Source organism: Kibdelosporangium phytohabitans (genome assembly GCF_001302585.1).
GTDB lineage: Bacteria > Actinomycetota > Actinomycetes > Mycobacteriales > Pseudonocardiaceae > Kibdelosporangium > Kibdelosporangium phytohabitans.
On the sequence record NZ_CP012752.1, the window covers coordinates 10,083,770 to 10,106,184 of the forward strand.

A 22,415-nucleotide genomic window follows, 5' to 3' on the forward strand; every position below is an offset into this window, starting at 1 on the left:
CGATGGGACTGGACGCGTTCGTGATGTGCCGCTGCTGGCAGGACGGCCTGACATCAACGCCGCCCTTCCCCGCCGAGTGGCTGGAAGTCCAGGACAACGAAGTCAACCTCGTCGAGCCCCACAACACACTCGAGAACGACATCGCCGTGGACACATGGCGCCACGACGCCTGCGCCCACACCGACATGGAAGCAGCCGCGGAGCGGCTGGCGAACTGGAGCCACTACCGGCTGTTCCGAGAAGCACTGGCAACGGTGGGCTGGCACCACTTCCCCGTGCTGAAGGCAGAACTCCCCGAAGCGAACGGCGGGGAGATGCCCGCGAGCGCGTCGGCCGAGGCCCTCACCGAACTGGCCCACTTCGACAGCCAGGAATCCGTGGGCACGAGAACGTACCTGGCGGACGAGGACACCGGCGTGAGCGTGATGGTCTACGTGGCGGCTTACCGAGGGGAAACGTTCGTCGCCCCAGGCCTGTGCGCGGGAATGACACCGGACGGCTTCTTCGTCATCGAGAACGACCGTGAGGTGTTCAACGCGAAACGCTTCCAACAGGTAATCGATGACAAAGGCACGAGGTTGGCGGCCGACGGGCAGGAAGTAGCCTGGCCGTTCGACCTGTTCGGCACACCTCCAGCCAAGAACTTGCACATCACGACTAGAACGCTGACACCGAAGGACTTCGAACCCATCACCGCTTCACTGCGCAAGGTGTGCGAGGTTTCGGTCGCCACCGGTAATCCAGTAGCTTGGTGTTAGCCAGGCACCGAACCCGGCTTCTCAACTGCGCCGGGTGCATCTCAGCGGTTTGCGGTTGTCGACGAGACAAAGCCCCAAAACCCACGAGCGGCGCCGATTTTACATGGGGTGGGGATGGCCGCGAGCTTGTCGGCGCGGAGAGTCCCGCAAGTTTGGCAAGGTCCGCGCTTTGGTCTGCAGAGCGGGGCTCCACCGCTACGCCCGAAGAGGCCATCCCAGGGGTTCCCATCAAATCGGCGCCACCCTGGCCCACTTGAGGGTCGATAATCGCCGCATGGCACAGTTTCGGGGCGAGTTGACTTTGATTACCCCTCATGCCACCGAATCCAGGTCGCCCTTGTATTGTCGCTGATACTTTGTCGGCATGCTTACGCTATTGAGTCTTCGCGGGCTGGGGCGGCGCCGATTTGACATGGAGCCTCCGGAATGGCCTCGGAGAGCGCAAAAGGAGGAGTCCCGCCCAATATCTATCGCGCCGCCATCGCCATGCTCGCGGGACTCTCCACGCCGACAAGTTCACAGCCATTCCGCTCCATGTAAAATCGGCGCCGCTCTCGGGTTTTCGGTCTTTTCGCCTGGCTTCGGCCTTTCTAGCTGGCTCCGGCCCTTCCCCGACTCCCGGCCCCTCAACTGGCCTTCCGGCCACCCCGGCTCTGCCGTTCCCTACTCCCGACCTCTCCCGACTCCCTGCCACTCTCACTTGGCTTTCGGCCTTCCACCAGGCCTTCCGATCTTCCACCTGAGTTCCGAGCTCTCACCCGGCTTCCGGTCTGCCAGCAGTCCGGTCCCCGCCACCCGGTGACCGTGCAACCAAGGCGGCATTCGTTGCGCCGCAGGCTGGCTCGTCACGGGTTGGTGGTCTCGAAGCGGTATCCCATTCCTGGTTCTGTCAGCAGGTGCTTCGGCTGGGATGGCTGGGGTTCCAGTTTGCGGCGCAGCTGTGCCAGGTAGACGCGCAGGTAGTGCGTCTCAGCTGCGTACGCGGGCCCCCACACCTCCTGCAGCAGTTGCTTCTGCGCCACCAGCCTGCCCTTGTTCCTGACCAGGACCTCCAGGACACCCCATTCCGTTGGTGTCAGGTGTACTTCGGCGCCTTCTTTCAGCACCTTCTTCGCGGCCAGGTCCACGATGAACGAGCCCGTGTCGATCACGGCTTCCTCGTCACCTGGTCCGGCTACGGTTGAGCGGCGGACTGCGGCGCGTAGGCGGGCCAGCAATTCGTCCATGCCGAAGGGCTTGGTCACGTAGTCGTCCGCGCCCGCGTCCAGTGCTTCCACCTTGTCGCCGGAGTCTGTTCGTGCCGACAGCACGATGATCGGCACCGTTGTCCAGCCGCGCAGTCCGGCGATCACTTCCGTGCCGTCGATGTCCGGCAGGCCCAGGTCGAGGACCACTACGTCCGGCTTTCCTTCGGCTGCCGCGCGCAGCGCCGCTGTGCCGTCGTGGGCTGTGATCACCTGGTATCCGCGTGCCGACAGGTTGATCCGCAGCGCTCGGACGATCTGCGGCTCGTCGTCGACCACCAGCACCTTCGTCATGACTTCGCCTCCGGAAGTGAGATCACGACGGTCAGCCCGCCGCCGGGCGTGTCCTCGGCCCTGATGGTGCCACCCATCGCCTCGGTGAAGCCCTTCGCCACGGACAGTCCCAGCCCGACACCTGTGCCGCTGCGGTCACCCAGCCGTTGGAACGGCTGGAACACCGCCGCCGACGCACCCTTGGGCAGTCCTCGTCCGTGGTCGACCACCCATAGTTCGACCTGGTCGCCGTAGGCGCTGGCGCGCAGGGCCACTGCTGGTTCGTCCACGCTCACGCGGCCGTCGCCGTCCACGTCGACGTTCCTGCGGGGCTGCAGCGTGCCGTGCCGCAGTGCGTTGTCCACCACGTTGGCGATCACGCGTTCCAGCAGGCCGACGTCTGCCTTGACCAGCGGCAGCCGTTCGTCGACGTCGACCGCGATCGCGTTGCGCCCGTCCACACTGGACAGCGCGCGGGCGACGACTTCGTAGTACCCGACGGACTTCATCAGCGGTTCGACCGCGCCGGTCGCCAGTCTCGACGAGTCGAGCAGGTTGTCGATCAGCCCGGCCAGCCGGTCGGCCGATTCCTCGACGGTCTCCAGCAGCTCCGCTGTGTCCTGCTCGGACAGTGCCAGGTCCGGTGCGCGCAGGCTGCCGACCGCCGCCTTGATCGAGGTCAACGGTGTCCGCAGGTCGTGGCCGACGGCCGAGAGCAGCGCGGTCCGCAGCTCGGTCGTCTCCGCGCGGCGCTGGGCCTGGATCGCCTGAGCCGCCATTCGCTGCTGCCGCAAGGCGAGCAACGCCTGACCGGCCGCGGCTTCGAGGACACGCCGGTCGTGCGCGGGCAACGCCTTGCCCCGCAACGCCAGGTGCACGTCGTTCGTGACCGGGATGTCCACGTCGGCGTCGTCCGGCCCGTCGCACGGGCTGTCGCCGACGCACGCCACCCGGTGCCACTCACCGTCGGTCTTCTCCAGCAACGCCACCGAGTGCAGGCCGAAGTTCTCCCTGACCTTGTCCAGCAACCGGTCCAGCGGGTTGTCGTGCGTCAGCACGGTCCGCGAGTACGACGCCAGCAGCGCGGCCTCGGTCCGTGCCCGTGCGGCGACTTCGGCTCGCCGTGCGGCCCGGTCGACCACGACCGCGACCATCACCGCGACGATGATCATCGCCACGAGTGTGACCACGTTCTGCTGCGCGTCCACGGTCAGCGTGTAGATCGGCGGTGTGAAGAAGAAGTTCAGCAGAGCCGCGCTGAGCACTGACGCGAACAGCGCCGGCCCGAGGCCGCCGACCAGGGCGACCACGACGGTCGCCATGAAGTAGTCGATCACGTTCGTGGACAGGATCAGGTCCTGGTGCAGCCAGGCCCCGACCAGCGTCGCCAGCGAGGGCAGCAGCACCGCCAGCGACCAGCCGATGATCCGGCGCTTGCGCGACAACGGGCTGCGTGCCAGTTTCGCCTTGAGCCTGCCGCCGGACTCGGCGTGCGTGACCATGTGGACGTCGATCGCGCCGGACCGTTGCACGACGGCCGCGCCGATGCCCTCGTCGAACACCCTGGCCAGCCGCGACCTGCGGGACGTGCCGACGACCAGCTGGGTGGCGTTCACGCCGCGGGCGAAGTCGAGCATCGCGGTCGGCACGTCGTCGCCGACGACGGTGTGGAAGGTCGCGCCGACGTCGTCGGTGAGCTTGCGCAGTTTGCCGACCGCGCCGGGGCCGACGCCGGCGAGACCGTCGCCGCGCAGGATGTGCAGCACGAGCAGTTCTGCCCCGGCACGGGCCGCGATCCGGCTGCCTCGCCGGATCAGCGTCTCGCTCTCCTTACCTCCGGTGATCGCCACGACCACGCGTTCCCTGGCTTCCCAGGTGTCGGTGATCTCCTTCTCCGCGCGGTAGCGCCGCAACGCCACGTCCACTTGGTCCGCCACCCACAGCAGTGCGAGCTCGCGCAACGCGGTCAGGTTGCCGGGCCGGAAGTAGTTGGCCAGCGCGGCGTCGATCTTGTGCGCCGGGTAGACGTTGCCGTGCGCGAGCCTTCTGCGCAGCGCCTCCGGCGTGATGTCGATCAGTTCGATCTGCTCGGCCTTGCGGACCACCTCGTCGGGGACGGTCTCCTGCTGGCGCGCCCCGGTGATCCGCTCGACCACGTCGTTGAGGCTCTCCAGGTGCTGCACGTTCACCGTGGACAGCACGTCGATCCCGGCTTCCAGCAGTTCCTCGACGTCCTGCCAGCGCTTGGCGTTGCGGCAGCCGGGGACGTTGGTGTGCGCGAGCTCGTCGATCACGGCGACCTCGGGCTTGCGGGCCAGCACAGCGTCGATGTCCAGCTCGTCGAACTGCTTGCCCCGGTGCTCGATGTGCTTGCGCGGCATGGCCTCGAGGCCGCCCAGCAGCTGCGCGGTCTTGGCCCGGCCGTGGGTCTCGACCAGTCCGACGACCACGTCGGTGCCGCGCTCCCGGCGCCGGTGTGCTTCGCCGAGCATGGCGAAGGTCTTGCCGACACCGGGCGCGGCGCCCAGGTAGATCCTCAGCTCACCGCGACGACGCTTGTAGTCCACGTCGTCAGTGTGCGCTCTCGGGGTGCTCAACCGCGCTTTGTGGCCTGCACGGCCAGGTTGAGCTTGAGCACATCCACGCCGGGCTCAGCGATGCCCCGTGTGGTGTTCTCGCTGATCAGGGCCTGAATCTTCGCTAGAGGCACGCCCGTGACGCGTGCCACGCGAGGCGCCTGCAGCTGCGCGTACGCCGGGCTGATCTGCGGGTCGAGCCCGGAGCCGGACGCCGTGACCGCGTCGGCGGGGACCGTCGACGGGTCCACGCCCTCGCGCTGGGCGATCTTGTCCTTCCGCTCCTGCACGACCTTGAGGTAGTCCTCGTTGGCGGCGCCCTTGTTGGACGCTCCCGACGACGAGGGGTCGGCCGGGCCGAGCGGGTCCTCGGCCAGCGCGGAGGGTCGCGTGTGGAACCAGGGGTCGTTGTCCGGATCCTGCGCGACCGGGTCGACGCCGATCAGATCCGAGCCCACGTTCTGACCGTTCTGCGTCACGATCGAGCCCTCGGCGTTGGATTCCAGGCCGGGGACGCGGGACACGACCCACACCCCGAGCGGGTAGACGACGCCGGTGATGACCGTCAGGACGATCAGGATCCGGAACCCGGCCCATATCTGCTTCAGCATTGTTCCGTCACATTCCCGGGATCAGTCGGACGAGCAGGTCGATCAGCCAGATGCCGACGAACGGCGTGACGATCCCGCCGAGGCCGTAGACCAGCAGGTTGCGCCGCAGCAGCGACCGGGCGCTGGCCGGCCGGTAGCGCACACCGCGCAGTGCCAACGGGATCAGCGCGACGATGACCAACGCGTTGAAGATCACCGCCGAGAGGATCGCGCTGGACGGCGAGTGCAGCGACATGATGTTGAGCTTGCCCAGCTGCGGGTGGATCCCCGCGAACATGGCGGGCAGGATCGCGAAGTACTTGGCCAGGTCGTTGGCGATGGAGAACGTGGTCAGCGCGCCGCGGGTGATCAGCAACTGCTTGCCGATCTCCACGATCTCGATCAGCTTGGTCGGGTCGGAGTCCAGGTCGACCATGTTGCCCGCCTCTTTGGCGGCCATCGTGCCGGTGTTCATCGCCACGCCGACGTCGGCCTGCGCGAGCGCGGGGGCGTCGTTGGTGCCGTCGCCGGTCATCGCGACCAGCCGTCCGCCCTCCTGCTCCTTTCTGATCAGGGCCATCTTGTCTTCCGGCTTGGCCTCGGCGAGGTAGTCGTCCACCCCGGCGTCCTCGGCGATCGCCTTGGCGGTCAACGGGTTGTCGCCCGTGATCATGACCGTCCTGATGCCCATCGCGCGCAGTTCGTCGAACCGCTCCCGCATGCCGGGCTTGACCACGTCCGACAGCCGGATCACGCCGCGGATCGCCTTGCCTTCGGCCACCACGAGCGGCGTGCCGCCCCCGGAGCTGATCCGGTCAACGATCTCGTCGACCTCAGCCGAGGCGTCCTGCCCGGTCCAGGCCTTGACGGCGCTGGCGGCGCCCTTGCGGACCGACGTGCCGTCCAGGTCCACACCGGACATCCGGGTCTGCGCCGAGAACTCGACGAACTGGCCGCTCATCTCGTGCTCGGTCGGTGACGCGGGCAGGCCGTGCTGCTCGGTGCACAGCTCGACGATGCTGCGGCCTTCCGGTGTGCCGTCGGCGAGGCTGGACAGCCGCGCCGCCCTGGCCAGATCCGCCATCGTGGTACCGCCGACCGGGATCAGGTCGGTCGCCCTGCGGTTGCCGAAGGTGATCGTGCCGGTCTTGTCCAGCAGCAACGTGCTCACGTCACCGGCGGCCTCGACCGCACGGCCGGACGTCGCCAGGACGTTGCGCTGCACCAGCCGGTCCATCCCGGCGATGCCGATCGCCGACAGCAGCGCGCCGATCGTGGTGGGGATCAGGCACACCAGCAGAGCTGTCAGCACGATCACGGACTGCAGCGACCCGGCGAACCCGGCCATCGGCTGCAGCGCGACCACCGCGAGCAGGAAGATGATCGTCAACGTGGACAACAGGATCGTCAGCGCGATCTCGTTCGGCGTCTTCTGCCGCTGCGCGCCCTCGACGAGCGCGATCATCCGGTCCACGAAGGACTCGCCTGGTTTCGTGGCGATCTTCACGACGATCCGGTCGGACAACACCGTCGTCCCGCCGGTGACCGCGGACCGGTCGCCGCCGGACTCGCGGATGACCGGCGCGGACTCGCCCGTGATCGCCGACTCGTCCACCGTGGCGATGCCCTCGACGACGTCACCGTCACCGGGGACGACCTCACCGGCCTCGACCACGACGAGGTCGCCGATCCGCAACTCGACGCCAGGAACGCGTTCCTCGACGTCCTTGCCGACCAGCCTGCGCGCGACGGTGTCCTTTTTGGTCTTGCGGAGCGACTCGGCCTGCGCCTTGCCACGGCCTTCGGCGACCGCCTCGGCCAGGTTGGCGAACAACACCGTGAACCACAGCCACAGCGCGGTGCCGACGGCGAACACGTTGGGGTCGCCGATCGCGAACACCGTGGCCAGCACCGAACCCACCCACACCACGAACATGACCGGGTTGCGGGCCTGGTGACGCGGGCTGAGTTTCCGCAAGGCGTCCGGGAAGCTGGAGACGAGCTGCCTGGGGTTGAAGACCCCGGCACCCACCCGGCCCGTGTTCTCCACGTGGTGCCGGGTCTCCTCCTCCGGGGTGCGGGTCATGGTCGTGCTCATGCCAATGCCTCTGCGATCGGGCCCAGCGCCAGCGCCGGGATGAAGGTAAGCGCCGCGACGAGCACGACCGTGCCGACGAGCATGGTCGCGAACAGCGGGCTGGTGGTCGGCAGCGTGCCCGCGGTCTCGGGCACCTTGCGTTGCGACGCAAGGGAACCCGCCAGGCACAGCACGGCGATGATCGGGATGAACCGGCCGAACGCCATGCAGGCGCCCAGCGTCGACTGGAACCAGTCGTTGGTCGCCGTGAGCCCGCCGAAGGCACTGCCGTTGTTGTTGCTCGCCGAGGTGTACGCGTACAGCACCTCGGAAAAGCCATGCGCCCCGGGGTTGTTCAGCGCGCCCGCGGTGTCCGGCATCAGCAGGGCCGCGCCGGTGCCCAGCAGGAGCACGGTCGGCATCGCCAGTATCGCGATCGCCGCGCACGTGACCTCGCGCTTGCCGAGTTTCTTGCCCAGGTACTCGGGTGTGCGGCCGACCATCAGCCCGGCCAGGAACATCGCGATGATCGCCATCACCAGGATGCTGTACAGACCGGTGCCGACACCGCCGGGCGACAGTTCACCGAACATCATGTTGAGCAACGTGCCACCGCCGCCGAGGCCGCTGAGGCTGTCGTGCGCCGCGTTCACGGCGCCGGTGGAGGTGGCCGTGGTGGCGTTGGCGAACAACGACGACGCGCCGATGCCGAACCGGACTTCCTTGCCCTCCATACCCCCGCCGGCCAGCAACGCCAGCGGGCCGCTCGCGTTCGCCTCGGAGGACCAGATCACGGCCAGCATGCCGGTCCACAGCACGCCCATCACCGACAGCAGCACGGTGCCCTGCCGCTTGTTGCCGACGAGGATGCCGAAGGTCCTGGTCAGGCAGACCGGGATGACCATGATCAGGAAGATCTCGATCAGGTTCGTCCACGAGTTGGGGTTCTCGAACGGGTGCGCCGAGTTGGCGTTGAAGATCCCGCCGCCGTTGGTGCCCAGTTCCTTGATCGTCTCCTGGGAGGCCGCGGGCGCCAGCGCGATCGTGCTGGTGCTGCCATCCGGGTTCGTGACGGCCACGCCGGACCTGAGGCTCTGCACGACGCCGAGCGCGATCAGCACGATCGCGAACAGGAACGCGATCGGCAGCAGGATCCGCACGGTGCCGCGGGTCAGGTCGACCCAGAAGTTGCCGAGCCGGTCGCTCCTGGAGCGGATGAAGCCGCGCACCAGTGCGATCGCCACCGCGAGCCCGACCGCGGCCGACACGAAGTTCTGCACGGTCAGGCCCAGCATCTGGACCGCGTGCCCCATCGTCGTCTCGGGTGCGTACGACTGCCAGTTGGTGTTGGCCACGAAGCTGAACGCGGTGTTGAACGCGACACCGGGACTGACCTCGCGGCCGAAGTTCCACGGCAGCAACGGTTGCAGCCGCTGGATGAGGTACAGCAGGACCACTGAGACGAACGAGAACGCCAGCGCGCTGGAGGCGTACGTCTTCCAGTGCTGCTCCGAGTCCGGGTCGACCCGGCCGACCTTGTAGACGGCCCGCTCCAGCCGCAGGTGCTTCTTGGCGGTGAACACCCTGGCCATGTAGTCGCCCAGCGGCTTGTACACGACAGCGAGGGCGAGCAGGAGGAGCCCGACTTGCAGCAGGCCGGCCCACGTCGGGGACATCAGAACTTCTCCGGTCGGATCAGCGCGACGAACAGGTAGACGAGCAGGGCGAGAGCCAGCACACCGGCGACGATGTTGGCCAGGTCACCAGTCCCGCTCACAACCGCTCCAGCCCACGCAAAGCGAGTGCCAGCACGGCGAAGATGCCGATCAGCAGCACCGCATAGGCCAAGTCGGCCATGTGTGCGCTCCCATCTCAAGCGACTGGATCACCCCGGTGGTGACCCGGCTGGCTGAAGCGTGCATGCGGGCGGGCCGGATCCAGAGAGCACCTGATGGGGTCTTTATGCGTCCGAACACCGCATTTACGCGATCCTGAGGCCCGCGGTCACAGACAGTCCCCTGACTACGCCATTTGGGGGACAGATCGGCACGTGGCCGACGACACAGCGCAATCGTCTGTCAACACGGCCACCGACCGCTACTACCGCCGCCCGGGTGGGCCCAGACCGACGATTCGCCAATGCCGCCCACACGATGAACAACTTCGCGATACACCCGAACGAGGGAGGCGTAGGACACATTTCCCGCCCGACACTCCGCGAAACCGGCCGTCACCTGCGGCGTGAAGTGGTCCAGCGCGCGTTAACGCTATGTGACCGCTTTGTCATCCTTGCATGAATTAGTTGTATCAGCTAACTATGTAGCTATACGGACAGTACTTGCGAGGTGACTTATGTGCGGTATCACCGGTTGGGTCTCGTATCGCCGGAATCTCACCCGGGAACAGGAAACCCTCGAAGCGATGACGGAGACCATGTCCTGTCGCGGCCCGGACGCGGCGGGGACGTGGTCGGAGACGAACGCGGCACTGGGTCACCGGCGGCTCGCGGTGATCGACCTCCCCGGCGGGGCGCAGCCGATGCGCGTCCCGACGCCGGACGGCGACGTGGTGATGGTCTACAGCGGCGAGGCGTACAACTTCACCGAGCTGCGTGACGAGCTCAGCGACGAGCAGTTCTTCTCCGACAGCGACACCGAGGTCGTGCTGCGCGGCTACCTGCGGTGGGGCCCGGCCGTCGCCGACCGGCTCAACGGCATGTACGCCTTCGCGATCTGGGACGGCCGCACCAAAGAGCTCGTGATGATCCGCGATCGGATGGGCATCAAGCCGTTCTACTTCTACCCCACCGCCGACGGCGTCCTCTTCGGCTCCGAGCCCAAGGCGATCTTCGCCAACCCGCTGGCCAAGCGCGTCGTCGACGTCGACGGGCTGCGTGAGCTGTTCGGCTTCGTCAAGAGCCCCCGCAACGCTTTCTGGCAGGGCATGCAGGAAGTCGAGCCGGGCACGATCGTCACCGTCTCGGCCGGCGGCATCAGGACCCGCACCTACTGGCGGCTGGAAGCCAAGCAGCACACCGATTCCGTCGAGGACTCCGTGCTGCGCGTACGCGAACTGCTCGACGACATCGTGCGCAGGCAGTTGATCGCGGACGTGCCCCGCTGTGTCCTGCTTTCCGGCGGCCTGGACTCCAGCGCGATCACCGCGCTGGCCGGGCAGCAGCTCGACGAGCCGGTCCGGTCGTTCGCCGTCGACTTCGTCGGGCAGGCGGAGAACTTCCAGCCCGACGAGATGCGCGCCACCCCGGACACGCCGTACGTGCACGACGTGGCCGACCACGTGAAGACCGACCACACCGACATCGTGCTCGACCACGGCGTGCTGTCCGATCCGGAGCTGCGCCGCAAGGTCGTGACCGCACGGGACATCCCCAACGGTCTCGGTGACATGGACGGGTCGCTGTACCTGTTGTTCAAGGCGATCCGCGGCAAGTCGACGGTCGCGCTGTCCGGTGAGTCGGCCGACGAGATCTTCGGCGGCTACAAGCAGTTCCACGACCCGGAGGTCCAGCGGACGGACTTCTTCCCGTGGCTGATGCTCGCCCGCGACATGATGAGCGAACCCTTGATCGCCCCCGGCCTGGCCGAGGCGATGGACCTGCGGTCGTACCTGGGCGACACCTACGCGTCAGCCGTGGCCGAAGTGGACAGGGTGGACGGCGAGGACGACTTCACCCACCGGATGCGCGTGATGTCGTACCTGCACCTGACCCGGTTCGTGCGGATCCTGTTGGACCGCAAGGACCGCATGTCCATGGCGGTCGGTCTGGAGGTGCGCGTGCCGTTCTGCGACCACCGGCTCGTCGAGTACGTCTACAACACGCCGTGGTCGATGAAGACCTACGACGGCAGGGAGAAGAGCCTGCTGCGCGGCGCGGCCAAGGACGTGCTGCCCGAATCCGTGGTCAAACGCGTGAAGAGCCCGTACCCGTCCACACAGGACCCGCTGTACCTCGCGGACATCGAACAGCAGGCCAAGGCGATCCCGGCCGGCCACCCGGTGTTCTCGCTGATCGACCACAACGCCATCGCCACCGGCGGGCGGCACACGTTGGAGCGGACACTCACCCTGGCGACATGGCTGGACATCTACCAGCCGGAAATGGTGTTCTAACGCCCATGAAGGGCGAAACGTGACAACTGAACAGCAAGCCTTCGACCTGGTGATCGCGCTGCACCGCCTGCTGCGCACGCTTCGGCACGCCGTCCGGGACAACTCGCTGCAGCCGACCCAGGCGCTCGTGCTGGCGCAGCTGGTCAACCACGGGCCGATGCGCGTGGGCGAACTGGCGCCGCGCGTGCCGTGTTCGCAGCCGACGGCGACAGTCGCGGTCGCGGGGCTTGAGTCCGCCGGTTACGTCCGCCGGGTCCCCGACCCGGCGGACGGCCGCGCGATCCAGGTCGTCGTCACCGACGAAGGCCAGGACGTGCTGTACTCCCTCGCCCACGGGGAAGCCAAGGAGCTGGCGCTGCGGATGAACGACCTCGGCGCCACGGACCAGGAGCAGTTGCACCGCACCACCGAACTGCTCACCAAGCTGGCCACGCCGCGGGACTGACACCACGACTTGTCACGAGTTCGCCCATGCCGCACCGCGTGTGCTGGAACAGCCCCCAGCCAGGATCCGCCCCCTCGTAGGATCCTGGCTGGGGCTCAGGGCGACAGGCCGTCATCGACTGCCGCCGGCTCGACCCACCAGTTCGTCATATCGCTGTCCATCAGGAAGTGCGGGCGGCTATCCGGGCGGCGAGATCACGGGCACCGGGGTGGGTGCCGTGCAGATCCGCGTCGGCTTTGAGCGGGTGCATGCGGTCGCGGACGCGCAAGGACGAGAGGGTCTCGGCGGCTGCCAGTGCGCGCATGCCGATCGCGACACCGTGGTCGACGTCGCCGTCGGCCAGCAGGTTCATCGACAGCATGATGAGGCTGAACGTCCGGCTTCGCGCCATGTCGTCGCCGTATCCGTCGCTCGCCTGGGTCAGCGCGGGTATGGCGACGCGGACGTGCCGCGGATCGACCCGGCGCGCGAGTTCGGTGTGGACAGTGCCGACCATGGCCAGCATGTCGTTGCCGGTGAAGAAGCCTGCCCAGCTCGGCGGTTCGGTGCCGGACTCGGCGAACCGCTCCGCGCCGCGGTCCATCATCGCGCGGGCGTTCAACTCCGAGCCCATGACCGCGTGCGCCCACGCCTGGCTCATGAACAGGATGCTCGACTCCAGCGCGCACTCAGGCCCGGCCGCGACCTGGCCGATCTGGAAGAACTCGAGAGCGCCTGCCGGATCCCCGTGGTGCAGGCGGACTTGTCCCATCCGGTAGAGGATGTCGGCCACCTGGCAGGAGTTGCGGCCTTCGCCCGCGATGACCAGGGCCTGCGCGAAGTGCACGTGTGCCCGGTTGACCAGGCCGATGTCGAAACTCGCCCACCCCGCGAGGCTGTGCAGGTCCGCGACGGCGGCCCCGGCCCGGTCCCCGGTTGCCGCGGTGTCGCGGGAAACGCGGTGGATCAGCGTGAGCACGTCGTCGAGGCACGAACCACCACCGCACCGGTAGTCCAGCGCGCGCAGTTCCCCGATCCGGTCTTCGAGCGGGCCGACCCGGACGTCACCGGTTCCGGTAAAACGGATGGGTTCCGCAGCAGAAGGGGAAGCAGCCATGGCCGGGCTCCTGACGTGTCCGGGAATCGCCGCCGGGGTCAGGAGCGGGCCAGTTTCAGGACGAAACACTACACGCGCCCACGACGTCGCCTAATCGCCCAGACGGGTGTCCACGCGGCACGCGGTGCGACGTCAGGCAGCAGGGCGCGGCTGGCAGCGCGGGCAGGAGAACGACGAGCGGTTCATGAACGCCTCACGCCTGATCGGCCTGCCGCACCGGGTGCACGGCTTGCCTTCCTGGCCGTAGACGTTCAGCGAACGGTCGAAGTAGCCCGACTGGCCGTTGATGTTGACGTACAAGGCGTCGAACGACGTCCCGCCGGCCGCGAGCGCCTCGTTCATCACGTCGGTCGCCGCGCCCAGCAGCGCAGCGGCTTTCGGGGCGGTGAGCCGGTCGGTGGGCCTGGCCCAGTGCAGCTTCACCCGCCAGAGCGCCTCGTCGGCGTAGATGTTGCCGATCCCGGACACGAGCGTCTGGTCCAGCAGCGCTCGTTTGACGTCGGTGTGCTTGCGGCGCATCGCCTTGACCACCGCGGCCTGGTCGAACGCCGGGTCCATCGGGTCACGGGCGATGTGCGCGACGGGTTCCGGCAGTCGTTCGCCGTCCACTTCGACCATGTCGGACAGCGCGAGGCCGCCAAAGGTGCGCTGGTCGACGAACCGCAGCTCGGGGCCGTCGTCGTCGAACCGCAGCCTGACCCGCAAGTGCTTCTCGTCCGGTGCGCCGACCGGGCGGACGAGCATCTGGCCGCTCATCCCCAGGTGCGCGATCATCGCGTCGCCGCCGGACAGCTCGACCCAGAGGTACTTGCCGCGTCGCCGGGCCGCGTCGATGCGCTGCCCGGCCAAGCGTGCTTCGAAGTCGAGCGCTCCGGGCAGGTGCCTGCGCACCGCACGCGGGTGCATCACCTCGGCCTTGGTGATCACCCGGCTCGCCGCGTGGTCCGCCAGACCTCGGCGGACGACTTCGACCTCGGGGAGCTCAGGCACCGTTGTCGCCGGCGCCGTTCTCCGGTGGCAGATGGATCTCGGAGAGCTCGCGGTACGCGCCCTCCGCCGCCTTCTGCTCGGCTTCCTTCTTCGTCCTGCCGTCACCGCTGCCGTAGCTCTGCCCGGCGACCACCACGGTCGCCTTGAACTCCTTGCGGTGGTCCGGCCCCTCTTCCTCGACCCGGTACTCCGGCACGCCGAGACCGGCCGACGCGCACAGCTCCTGCAGGCTCGTCTTCCAGTCCAGACCCGCGCCGCGTCGTGGTGCCTCGTCGAGCAGCTGGTCGAACAGCTTGTGCACGACGTTGCGCGCGACGTCGATGCCTTCCTGCAGGTACACCGCGCCGATCACCGCTTCGAGCGTGTCGGCGAGGATGCTCGCCTTGTCCCGGCCACCGGTGAGTTCCTCACCGCGGCCGAGCAACAGGTGTGCACCGAGACCACCAGCGCCGAGACCGCGTGCCACCCGCGCGAGGGCGTGCATGTTCACCACGCTCGCCCGCAACCGAGCCAGCTGGCCCTCCGGCAAATCGCTGTGCGTGCGGTACAGGTGATCGGTGATCACCATGCCCAGCACCGAGTCGCCGAGGAACTCCAGCCGCTCGTTGGGTGGCAGGCCACCGTTCTCGTACGCGTACGAGCGATGGGTCAGGGCGAGCTGCAACAAGTCGGAGCCCAACTCGACGCCGAGCGCGTCCCTCAGCGAACTGGGATCTCCCGCGCCGTTCCGGCCGCCCCTACCTCCCATTGCCCTGTATGCCTCCGCCTTTTCGATCAAGCAGGCTGCGTGACCTGGCGGCCGTTGTACTGGCCGCAGTTCGGGCAGGCGACGTGCTGGGGCTTGGGCTGGCGGCAGGCGCGGTTGCTGCACGGCTCCAGCGGGATCGCAGTGGTCTTCCACTGTGCGCGGCGCGAGCGCGTGTTCGAGCGCGACATCTTCCGCTTGGGAACGGCCACGGCTACTTCTCCTCAGGTCGGTCACTGGAATCCCCGAGCCGGTCTTGCAACGCGGCCCAGCGGGGATCGATTTTCTCATGCCCGTGGTCGGGGCCGAGATCGGCCCACTTCACTCCGCAACCGGGGCAGAGCCCCGCGCAGTCGGGCTTGCACAACGGGACCAGCGGCAGCGCGAGCACGACGGCGTCGCGGACCACGGGCTCCAGGTCGATCCGGTCGTCGACGAGGCGCGGGACCTCGTCCTCGTCCGTGGTCTCCTCGGTGGCGCTGTGCGGGTACGCGAACAGCTCCGTCAGCTCCACCTCGACCTTGCTGGACAGCGGGTCGAGACAGCGTGCGCACTCGCCGTCGACGGGCGCGGACGCGGTGCCGGAGACAAGCACTCCCTCGACCACCGACTCGAGCAGCACGTCCATGTCGACGACCGCGCCGCGCGGGGCGGCGATGACGTCCTCGACGCCGAGCGGTGACTCGAGAGCCACTTCCCGGTGCACGGCACGACTGCTGCCCGGGCGGCGGCCGAGCTCACGGGTGTCTATCACCCACGGGCTGGCGGCGGCGTTCCGGGTGGTGGCCTGCCGGTTTTCGGACATGTCAGAACTCAAGAGGGTAGTTGGTCGGGAAAGGTCAACCCGACAAGCGTACGCGATTGGCGGACCGGGCGCGAAATCAGGGCGTTCATTGACCGTCGTAGTCGTACGGCACGCCACCGCTGTGCTGCGGCATCATCGCCTGGACATGCGGGTTCGGCGTGTGCACGCCAGTTGCCTGGGTGGCACGCAGGTGCGTGCGGCCCTTGCCGACAGTCCGCAGCGTGTGCGCGAGCAGGTCCTCGAACTCGGCGAGCTTTCCGTCCACATAGGCGTCGCATTCGGAGCGCTGCCGGTCGGACTCGGCCGCGGTCGCTTCGAGGATCCGGTTGGACTCCATGTGCGCGGCCGCGACGACCTCGGTCTGCGAGACCAGGCGCGCCTGCTCGATCTGGCCGTCCTGGACTGCGTGCTCATAGGACTCGCGACCGGCCTGGAGCATCCGCTCGGCCTCGGCGTGCGACCGGCCGACGAGCTCCTCGTACTCGGCGTGGCCCTTCTCGACCTCGCGGTCGGCCTGCTGCTCGGCCTCGGCGACCATGCGCTCGGCGCGGGCGCGGGCGTCCGCGAGGATCCGCTCGGCCTCGGCCTGCGCGTTGGCCAGCGTGTTCTCCGCGTCGGAGGTGGCCTTGCTGACCTTGGTCGCGGCCTCGTGCTCGGCCTTGCCGACGATCTCGTCGCGCTTGTCGAGCACGTCCTGCGCGTCGTCGAGCTCGCCGGGAATGGCGTCCCGGATCTCGTCGAGCAGCTCGAGGCTGTCCCCCCGCGGCACGATGCAGTTGGAGGTCATCGGGACGCCCCTGGCCTCCTCGATGATCGTGACGAGCTCGTCGAGAGCCTCGAACACCCGGTACACGCTGTCTGTCTCCCTCGAGCCCGTGAGCAGTTGTCGCCAACCCCAGTCTGCCCGTAACCGAGCGGACTGGGGTGGACTTCCGAGGGGCGTGTCAGGCGCGGATGTCGACGAGTTTGAAGCTGGCGTAGTGGTCGGCGGTGTAGAAGTACTCGCCCGCGTTGCCGGTGACGATCCGGCGTGCGCCGCGCGTGGAGCTACCGGGCGTCTTGACGGTGTACTCGTGGTAGTACCCGGTCGAGCACAGCGGCAGGATCTTCTCGCGGTTCTGGAAGACCGTGCCGTCCTGCTTGAACGGGTACGGACCACCCTTCTGGATCAGCCGGACGGTGTCCGTGGCCTGGCTGGGCAGGGCGGAGAGGTTGACCTCGGTGAACCCGGACGTGTCGCCGCACGCGGCCTGGACGGCCACTTGGCCCGCACCCGCGGGTGCCGCCACCCCGACGAGACCGATCACCAGAGCGAACAGGATCTTCACTGCGCGTAGTGTGATGTTGGTCATTCACCGAACGTAACCCATTCGCGTGACACACGAATGAATGATGGACGGCGTGCCCATGCAGATCAGGCGAGCTGAAGCAGCGGATGTCCCGGCGATCGTCGACATGATCGCCGACGACCAGCTCGGCGCGAACCGCGAAAGCCCGGGTGACCCGCGGTACCTGGCGGCCTTCGCGCAGATCGACGCCGACCCGAACCAGTACCTCGCGGTCCTCGAGGTCGACGGCAAGGTCGCGGGAACGCTGCAACTGACGTTCACCCCCGGCCTGTCCCGTCTCGGCATGACACGGGCGACGGTCGAAGCGGTCCGCGTGCACGCCGACCACCGCGGCTCCGGCTTCGGCCAGCACCTGTTCGAGTGGGCGATCGCCGAAGCCAGGGAGCGCGGCTGCGGCCTGGTCCAGCTGACGACCGACGCCAGCAGGGGCGACGCGCAGCGGTTCTACGAGCGGCTCGGGTTCGAGGCCAGTCACATCGGCATGAAGCTCAAGCTCTGAGCGTCCGGCGCGGGCCGCGTCGGACACGATTCCGCAAGCGGCCCAAGCGAACCTGACGAGCACGACCCGGGAACCGTCTCAACGCGAACCCCAGAACGGCCCGCGCAACCCGACCTCGTGGAAGTACGCCGCGGCCGTGGCCGGTTCGCGGCGAACGTACCCGGGCTCCATGCGACCCGCGTACCAACCCCGGGCCAACCGCCACAACGTGGCCAGGTCCATCACGTACCCGGGTTGCCTGCCGTCGAGCCACGTGTCCACGCAACGGTTCGAGCAGAACAACCGTTGGTTGGCGCACGCGTGCACGACGTCGTCCCAGACACGCGCGGCAGGAGTCAGGAAATGGGCAACCTGATCGCCGGCAGGCGGTGCTTGCCTGCCGACAACCCACGCGTGCGGTGTGTCGCAGGCGGGGCAGCGTGTCGCGACCAGTACGTCGGGCTCGGCGTCGAGCAGGTGCGGGATGGCGAACGAGTCCCACGCGCATCCGCCCCACCACAGGGTTTTCGCGCCCATCACGGAAAAGCCGAGCGGGATCGACGAGAACGGGTGCGCCATCACGATCTCGTCCCGCTCGACGACCAGATCGCGGCTCTCGTGCAGCGCCGCCAACGCCAGCCGGACGTCGGCAGGCTCGAGTCCCGTGTCAGCCGACAACTCCGCGGCTGCCGGTGCGTGGCCGGTACGGGCGAAGTGGGTGTAGACGGCCACCCTGACCAAGTCGCTCATCGCGGCAGTGTGCCGCGCCGCCGCCGGGGAAGTCTTGGACGCTGGTGCGCGTCAGGCGCGTTCGGCCAGGCGCTTGAGCAGCTGGTCGTTGATCTGGGGCGGCAGCAGGTGCGAGACGTCCCCGCCGTACTTCGCCACTTCCTTGACCAGCGAACTGGACAGGAAGCTGTACGTCGGGCTGGTCGGCATGAACAGCGTGTCGACGCCCGACAGCTGCTGGTTCATCTGCGCCATCTGCAGTTCGTAGTCGAAGTCGCTGACCGCGCGCAGGCCTTTGACGATCACCTTGATGTCGTGCTGCTTGCAGTACTCCACCAGCAGGCCGTACCAGGAGTCGACGCGCACGTTGGCCAGGTGGCTGGTCACGTCGCGGAGCATCTCGGTGCGTTCCTCGACGGTGAACAGCGTGGTCTTCGACTTGTTGATCAGCACTGCGATCACGACCTCGTCGAAGACGTTCGCGGCTCGCTCGATGATGTCCAGATGCCCGTTGGTGACCGGGTCGTACGAACCTGGGTAGACCGCCCTCCGCATGGCCCGAAGTTAGCAGCCGGAGGGGGTGGACCACTGCTTCCGTGTTGCCGGTCACTCCACCGGGTGTTCAGCCCAGTGCAGCACGGTGTCGCCGTACTTCTTCTTCCGCATCGGCTCCAGCGGCGCGGGCCACACCGGATCCGCCGCTCGCGCTGACTGTTCGAGCACGACCAACGCACCTGGGACCGTCCAGCCGGACAACGCCGTCACGTCGGCCGCGACATCCGCGGCGTAGGGCGGATCCGCCAGCACGACGTCGTATGGCGTCGGTTCACCGGCGAGGAAACCCGCCACTTTGCCGTGCACGACCGAAGTGCCGCGCAGACCGACCGTGGTGATGTTCGCCTTGAGCACGGACACCGCCGTGCGGTCGGCTTCGACGAACGTGACCGAGGCGGCGCCTCGGGAGAGGGCTTCGAGACCGAGCGCGCCCGACCCGGCGTAGAGGTCCAGCACCCGGGCGGTGGACAGGTCGAGCAAGGCGTCGATGGCGCTGAACAGCGCCTCACGCACCCGATCGGATGTCGGGCGCGTCCCCCGGGGTGGTACGGCCAACCGGCGGCCGCCGACCGTACCTGCCACTATCCGAGTCACCTTGTCATGATCTCACCGGCCGTTGTGGCCGCCTCCGTTGACGTGCAGCACCTGCCCGGTGACGTGGGCGGCGCCGGGTGAGGCCAGGTAGGACACGGCCGCGGCGACGTCGGCGGGTGTGCCGGGACGACCGGACGGGATCTCCTTGATCAGGAACTCCCGGCGTTCCTCGGTCAGCGTGTTGTTGAAGAACTCCGTTTCCGCGGTCATTCCCGGCGCCACCACGTTCGCCGTGCCGCGGCCCGCGAGTTTCCCGGCCAGTTCCACGTTCCACGGCAGGATCGCGGCCTTGGCCGGCCCGTACGAGCCGCTGCCGCGCACGCCCGCGATCGAGCTGATGCTGATGACCCGTCCGTTGCCGGCCAGCCGGGGCAGCAGCGCCTCGGTGACCAGGACGGTCGGGATCACGTTGGACTCGTAGTCGGCCAGCCACAGCTTCTTCAGCGCCGCGAGGTCGCCCGCGGGCGCGGCGAGGCCCTGGCGGGCCATGTTGGCCCCGGCGTTGTTCACGAGTACGTCGACGGTTGCGGGCAGGTGGCCGAGCGCGGCTCGGACGGCGCCGGGGTCGGCCGCGTCGAACGCCACGTGCCCGGCGCCGACCGCCGCGGCGGTCGCGGCGAGCACGTCCGGCCTGCGTCCGGTGATCACCACGTCGAACCCGTCGCTGACCAGCCGGGATGCGATCGCGCGGCCGATTCCGGTTCCGCCACCTGTGACGAGAGCAGTCAATGTCATAGGGGCATAATCTTGGGATGGCCGTGGAGTTGGTCAAGCTTTCACGTACGTGGAACGTGATCTGGACCAACATCCAACGGACAAGTGGTTTGTCAACCGCTGAGAGAGCGTAATGTGGCTCTTCCGTCCCAAATCAAGAACCCGGGGGTCGTGGGTGTCGCAGGCCGCAGTCCGACAGGCTGAGATCGCTGTCGAGCAGAAGCACGTCGACGTTGTCTACGCGCGGCTTGCCGACATGCGTGTCGAGGCCGAACAGATGCGTGATCGCGGTGACCGGCTCGCACACGGTGCCGGCACCGAGGCCGTGTTCGAGCAGGCGTCCATGCTCTACGAGCGCGACGTGATGGTCCGGCACGCCAACCGGATCCTCCAGATGCTCGACGCGGAGCACGAGGGCCTGGTGTTCGGTCGTCTCGACGACAGCACCGGGGAGACGCTGTACGTCGGCAGGCTCGGTATCCGCGACGCGGAGTTCGAGAACCTCGTGACCGACTGGCGAGCGCCCGCGGCGGCCGCGTTCTACCAGGCGACGGCCGAGCAGCCGATGGGTGTGGTGCGCCGCAGGGTGATCCGCTCGACCGGCCAGCAGGTGGTCGAGATCGACGACGACCTGCTGATGCCGGACGCGCAGCCGGACAGCATGCAGGTGGTCGGCGAGGGCGCGTTGATGGCCACGCTCAACCGTGCCCGCGGTGACGCCATGCGCGACATCGTCGCGACCATCCAGAAGGAGCAGGACGAGGCGATCCGCGCGCCGTGGCGTGGCGTCACGGAGATCACCGGCGGGCCGGGCACGGGCAAGACTGCCGTGGCGCTGCACCGCGTGGCGTACCTGCTCTACCGCGACCGCAAACGCATGGGCAGCGCGGGTGTTCTCGTGCTCGGGCCGTCGACCGCATTCACGTCGTACATCTCGCGTGTGCTGCCGTCGATGGGTGAGGACAGCGTCGAACTGCGGTCGCTGGGCAACCTGCTCGACGGGATCGAGGCGACCAGGGTGGACCCGGCGCCGGTCGCGGCGATCAAGGGCTCGCTGCGGATGCGGCGCGTGCTGAAGAAAGCGTTGCGCAACACCCCGCCGGACGCGCCGACGGAACTGCGCATCACCTACCAGGGTGAAGTGCTCAAGCTCAACGAGCAGGAGCTGGCGAAGGTCCGCCGCCAGGTGCACGGCCTCGGCAGGCTGCCCAACCGCTCACGTGTGGACGCGGCCGAGGCGTTGCTGGAAGCGTTGTGGCACAAGGCGGAGTCGTACGAGGGCTACCACGTCAAGAAGAAGGACCTGCTGATCGACCTCGGTGAGCGGATCGACTTCCACCGGTTCGTGGTGGTGTTCTGGCCGATCCTGACGCCGACCGACGTCCTGCGCTCCCTCGGTGACCGCGCCCGGTTGGCGCGGGCGGCAGGCTCCATGTTGTCCAAGCGCGAGATCGACCAGCTCGCTGCCTCCTGGCGCCTGGCCGACTGGTCCGTCGCGGACGTCGCCCTGCTCGACGAACTGCGGACGCTGATCGGACCGCCGCCCAAGCGCCGCACCCGGCGCGCGATGCTGGACGAGCTGCCGGACCCGTCCGGCCGCCGCCGCCCGGAGAACTACGAGGACTACTCGCACATCGTGGTCGACGAGTCGCAGGACCTCTCGCCGATGCAGTGGCGGATGATCGCGCGGCGCGGCCAGTACGCCAGCTGGACGCTGGTCGGCGACCCGGTGCAGAGCACGTGGCCGGACGTGGCGGAGGCCCAGGGCGCGCGGGATACCGCGCTGGGCAAGCGAACCACGCGCCGCCGTTTCACGCTGCGGACGAACTACCGCAACTCGGCGGAGATCTTCAACCTGGCGGCCCGCGTGGTGCGGGACGTGGCGTCGGACGACGAACTGCCCCGCGCGGTCCGCGACACCGGCGTGGAACCGTCGGTGGAAGTGGTCACGGCGGCGGCGCTGCCCGCGGCGGTCCGCGGCGCGGTACGGGAGCTGCTGGACCAGGTGGACGGAACGGTCGGCGTGATCGCCTCGATGACCAGCGTCGACACCGTCCGGTCGTGGATGTCCGAAGTGGACGACGACCGGCTGAAGGTCGTCGACGCGATCGAGGCGAAGGGCCTCGAGTACGACGCGGTGGCCCTGGTCGAGCCGACCGAGATGGTCACCGAGTCGCTGACCGGCCCACGCACCCTCTACGTCGCGCTGACCCGCGCCACCCAGCGCCTGACCGTGCTGACCACCGACGAGAAGTGGCCGGGCTGA

General features: G+C 68.2%; 22 protein-coding genes. 5 read left to right on the forward strand and 17 right to left on the reverse strand.

The annotated features are described in order from the left end of the window. Positions 1 to 2 precede the first annotated feature (2 nt). Positions 3 to 758, forward strand: coding sequence for a hypothetical protein (locus AOZ06_RS45000; RefSeq protein WP_054294962.1), 756 nt, complete (start codon positions 3 to 5; stop codon positions 756 to 758). Between the two features lie 845 nt (positions 759 to 1,603). Here AOZ06_RS45000 and AOZ06_RS45005 read toward each other — a convergent pair. The 6 genes from AOZ06_RS45005 to kdpF are packed head-to-tail and all read right to left on the reverse strand — an operon-like array spanning position 1,604 to position 9,295. Continuing rightward, positions 1,604 to 2,296 (reverse strand): response regulator, encoded by a 693-nt coding sequence (locus AOZ06_RS45005; RefSeq protein WP_054294963.1) that lies wholly within the window; start codon positions 2,294 to 2,296, stop codon positions 1,604 to 1,606. Continuing rightward, positions 2,293 to 4,842: a sensor histidine kinase gene (locus AOZ06_RS45010; RefSeq protein WP_083472357.1), complete on the reverse strand. Its 2,550-nt coding sequence runs from the start codon at positions 4,840 to 4,842 to the stop codon at positions 2,293 to 2,295. Before AOZ06_RS45010 ends, AOZ06_RS45005 begins: the two co-directional genes overlap by 4 nt. A gap of 26 nt (positions 4,843 to 4,868) precedes the next feature. Then, complete coding sequence (locus AOZ06_RS45015; protein WP_054294965.1) at positions 4,869 to 5,462, reverse strand: potassium-transporting ATPase subunit C; 594 nt, start codon at positions 5,460 to 5,462, stop codon at positions 4,869 to 4,871. 7 nt (positions 5,463 to 5,469) lie between these two features. Beyond that, entirely contained in the window at positions 5,470 to 7,539 is a 2,070-nt protein-coding gene (kdpB, locus tag AOZ06_RS45020; RefSeq protein WP_054294966.1) for a potassium-transporting ATPase subunit KdpB, read from the reverse strand. Beyond that, positions 7,536 to 9,194 carry a potassium-transporting ATPase subunit KdpA gene (gene kdpA / locus AOZ06_RS45025; RefSeq protein WP_054294967.1) on the reverse strand — a complete coding sequence of 553 codons (1,659 nt, stop codon included), beginning with the start codon at positions 9,192 to 9,194 and terminating at the stop codon, positions 7,536 to 7,538. The genes kdpB and kdpA overlap by 4 nt, the downstream gene beginning before the upstream one ends. Next, the gene (kdpF, locus tag AOZ06_RS45030; RefSeq protein ID WP_054294968.1) at positions 9,194 to 9,295 is read right to left on the reverse strand and encodes a K(+)-transporting ATPase subunit F; all 102 of its coding nucleotides are present in this window, start codon (positions 9,293 to 9,295) and stop codon (positions 9,194 to 9,196) included. The genes kdpA and kdpF overlap by 1 nt, the downstream gene beginning before the upstream one ends. A 575-nt stretch (positions 9,296 to 9,870) precedes the next feature. On the opposite strand from kdpF, the gene asnB reads away from it, so the two are divergent. Beyond that, complete coding sequence (gene asnB, locus AOZ06_RS45035; protein ID WP_054294969.1) at positions 9,871 to 11,649, forward strand: asparagine synthase (glutamine-hydrolyzing); 1,779 nt, start codon at positions 9,871 to 9,873, stop codon at positions 11,647 to 11,649. 19 nt (positions 11,650 to 11,668) lie between these two features. Further along, on the forward strand, positions 11,669 to 12,094 hold the full coding sequence (locus AOZ06_RS45040; RefSeq protein WP_054294970.1) for a MarR family winged helix-turn-helix transcriptional regulator: 426 nt from the start codon (positions 11,669 to 11,671) through the stop codon (positions 12,092 to 12,094). A 160-nt stretch (positions 12,095 to 12,254) separates the two neighbouring features. On the opposite strand, the gene AOZ06_RS45045 is transcribed toward AOZ06_RS45040, so the two are convergent. The 7 genes from AOZ06_RS45045 to AOZ06_RS45075 form a co-directional block, all read right to left on the reverse strand. Continuing rightward, positions 12,255 to 13,190 carry a hypothetical protein gene (locus AOZ06_RS45045; RefSeq protein ID WP_054294971.1) on the reverse strand — a complete coding sequence of 312 codons (936 nt, stop codon included), beginning with the start codon at positions 13,188 to 13,190 and terminating at the stop codon, positions 12,255 to 12,257. Positions 13,191 to 13,322: 132 nt separating this feature from the next. After that, positions 13,323 to 14,180, reverse strand: a complete 858-nt coding sequence (mutM, locus tag AOZ06_RS45050; RefSeq protein WP_054294972.1) for a bifunctional DNA-formamidopyrimidine glycosylase/DNA-(apurinic or apyrimidinic site) lyase — start codon at positions 14,178 to 14,180, stop codon at positions 13,323 to 13,325. After that, positions 14,173 to 14,928 carry a ribonuclease III gene (rnc, locus tag AOZ06_RS45055; protein WP_054294973.1) on the reverse strand — a complete coding sequence of 252 codons (756 nt, stop codon included), beginning with the start codon at positions 14,926 to 14,928 and terminating at the stop codon, positions 14,173 to 14,175. Before rnc ends, mutM begins: the two co-directional genes overlap by 8 nt. A 26-nt stretch (positions 14,929 to 14,954) precedes the next feature. Further along, complete coding sequence (rpmF, locus tag AOZ06_RS45060; protein ID WP_054294974.1) at positions 14,955 to 15,137, reverse strand: 50S ribosomal protein L32; 183 nt, start codon at positions 15,135 to 15,137, stop codon at positions 14,955 to 14,957. Between the two features lie 2 nt (positions 15,138 to 15,139). After that, positions 15,140 to 15,730 carry a YceD family protein gene (locus tag AOZ06_RS45065; protein WP_054294975.1) on the reverse strand — a complete coding sequence of 197 codons (591 nt, stop codon included), beginning with the start codon at positions 15,728 to 15,730 and terminating at the stop codon, positions 15,140 to 15,142. Between the two features lie 85 nt (positions 15,731 to 15,815). Next, positions 15,816 to 16,583 (reverse strand): ATP synthase F0 subunit B, encoded by a 768-nt coding sequence (locus AOZ06_RS45070; protein ID WP_083472358.1) that lies wholly within the window; start codon positions 16,581 to 16,583, stop codon positions 15,816 to 15,818. Positions 16,584 to 16,674: 91 nt separating this feature from the next. Next, entirely contained in the window at positions 16,675 to 17,082 is a 408-nt protein-coding gene (locus AOZ06_RS45075) for a guanyl-specific ribonuclease (RefSeq protein WP_054294976.1), read from the reverse strand. A gap of 55 nt (positions 17,083 to 17,137) precedes the next feature. Between AOZ06_RS45075 and AOZ06_RS45080 the strand changes: the two genes are divergently transcribed. Further along, positions 17,138 to 17,578, forward strand: coding sequence for a GNAT family N-acetyltransferase (locus tag AOZ06_RS45080; protein WP_218922264.1), 441 nt, complete (start codon positions 17,138 to 17,140; stop codon positions 17,576 to 17,578). Positions 17,579 to 17,656: 78 nt separating this feature from the next. Here the strand turns inward: AOZ06_RS45080 and merB are convergent, their stop codons facing one another. The 4 genes from merB to AOZ06_RS45100 are packed head-to-tail and all read right to left on the reverse strand — an operon-like array spanning position 17,657 to position 20,170. Beyond that, a complete protein-coding gene (merB, locus tag AOZ06_RS45085) occupies positions 17,657 to 18,307 on the reverse strand; it encodes an organomercurial lyase (protein ID WP_054294978.1) in 651 nt (216 codons plus the stop codon). A 51-nt stretch (positions 18,308 to 18,358) separates the two neighbouring features. Next, entirely contained in the window at positions 18,359 to 18,841 is a 483-nt protein-coding gene (coaD, locus tag AOZ06_RS45090) for a pantetheine-phosphate adenylyltransferase (RefSeq protein ID WP_054294979.1), read from the reverse strand. Positions 18,842 to 18,892: 51 nt separating this feature from the next. Continuing rightward, complete coding sequence (gene rsmD, locus AOZ06_RS45095; protein ID WP_054294980.1) at positions 18,893 to 19,435, reverse strand: 16S rRNA (guanine(966)-N(2))-methyltransferase RsmD; 543 nt, start codon at positions 19,433 to 19,435, stop codon at positions 18,893 to 18,895. A gap of 12 nt (positions 19,436 to 19,447) precedes the next feature. Further along, positions 19,448 to 20,170 carry an SDR family NAD(P)-dependent oxidoreductase gene (locus AOZ06_RS45100; protein ID WP_054294981.1) on the reverse strand — a complete coding sequence of 241 codons (723 nt, stop codon included), beginning with the start codon at positions 20,168 to 20,170 and terminating at the stop codon, positions 19,448 to 19,450. 154 nt (positions 20,171 to 20,324) lie between these two features. Here AOZ06_RS45100 and AOZ06_RS45105 point away from each other — a divergent pair, with 154 nt between their 5' ends. Continuing rightward, positions 20,325 to 22,415, forward strand: coding sequence for a HelD family protein (locus AOZ06_RS45105; protein ID WP_054294982.1), 2,091 nt, complete (start codon positions 20,325 to 20,327; stop codon positions 22,413 to 22,415).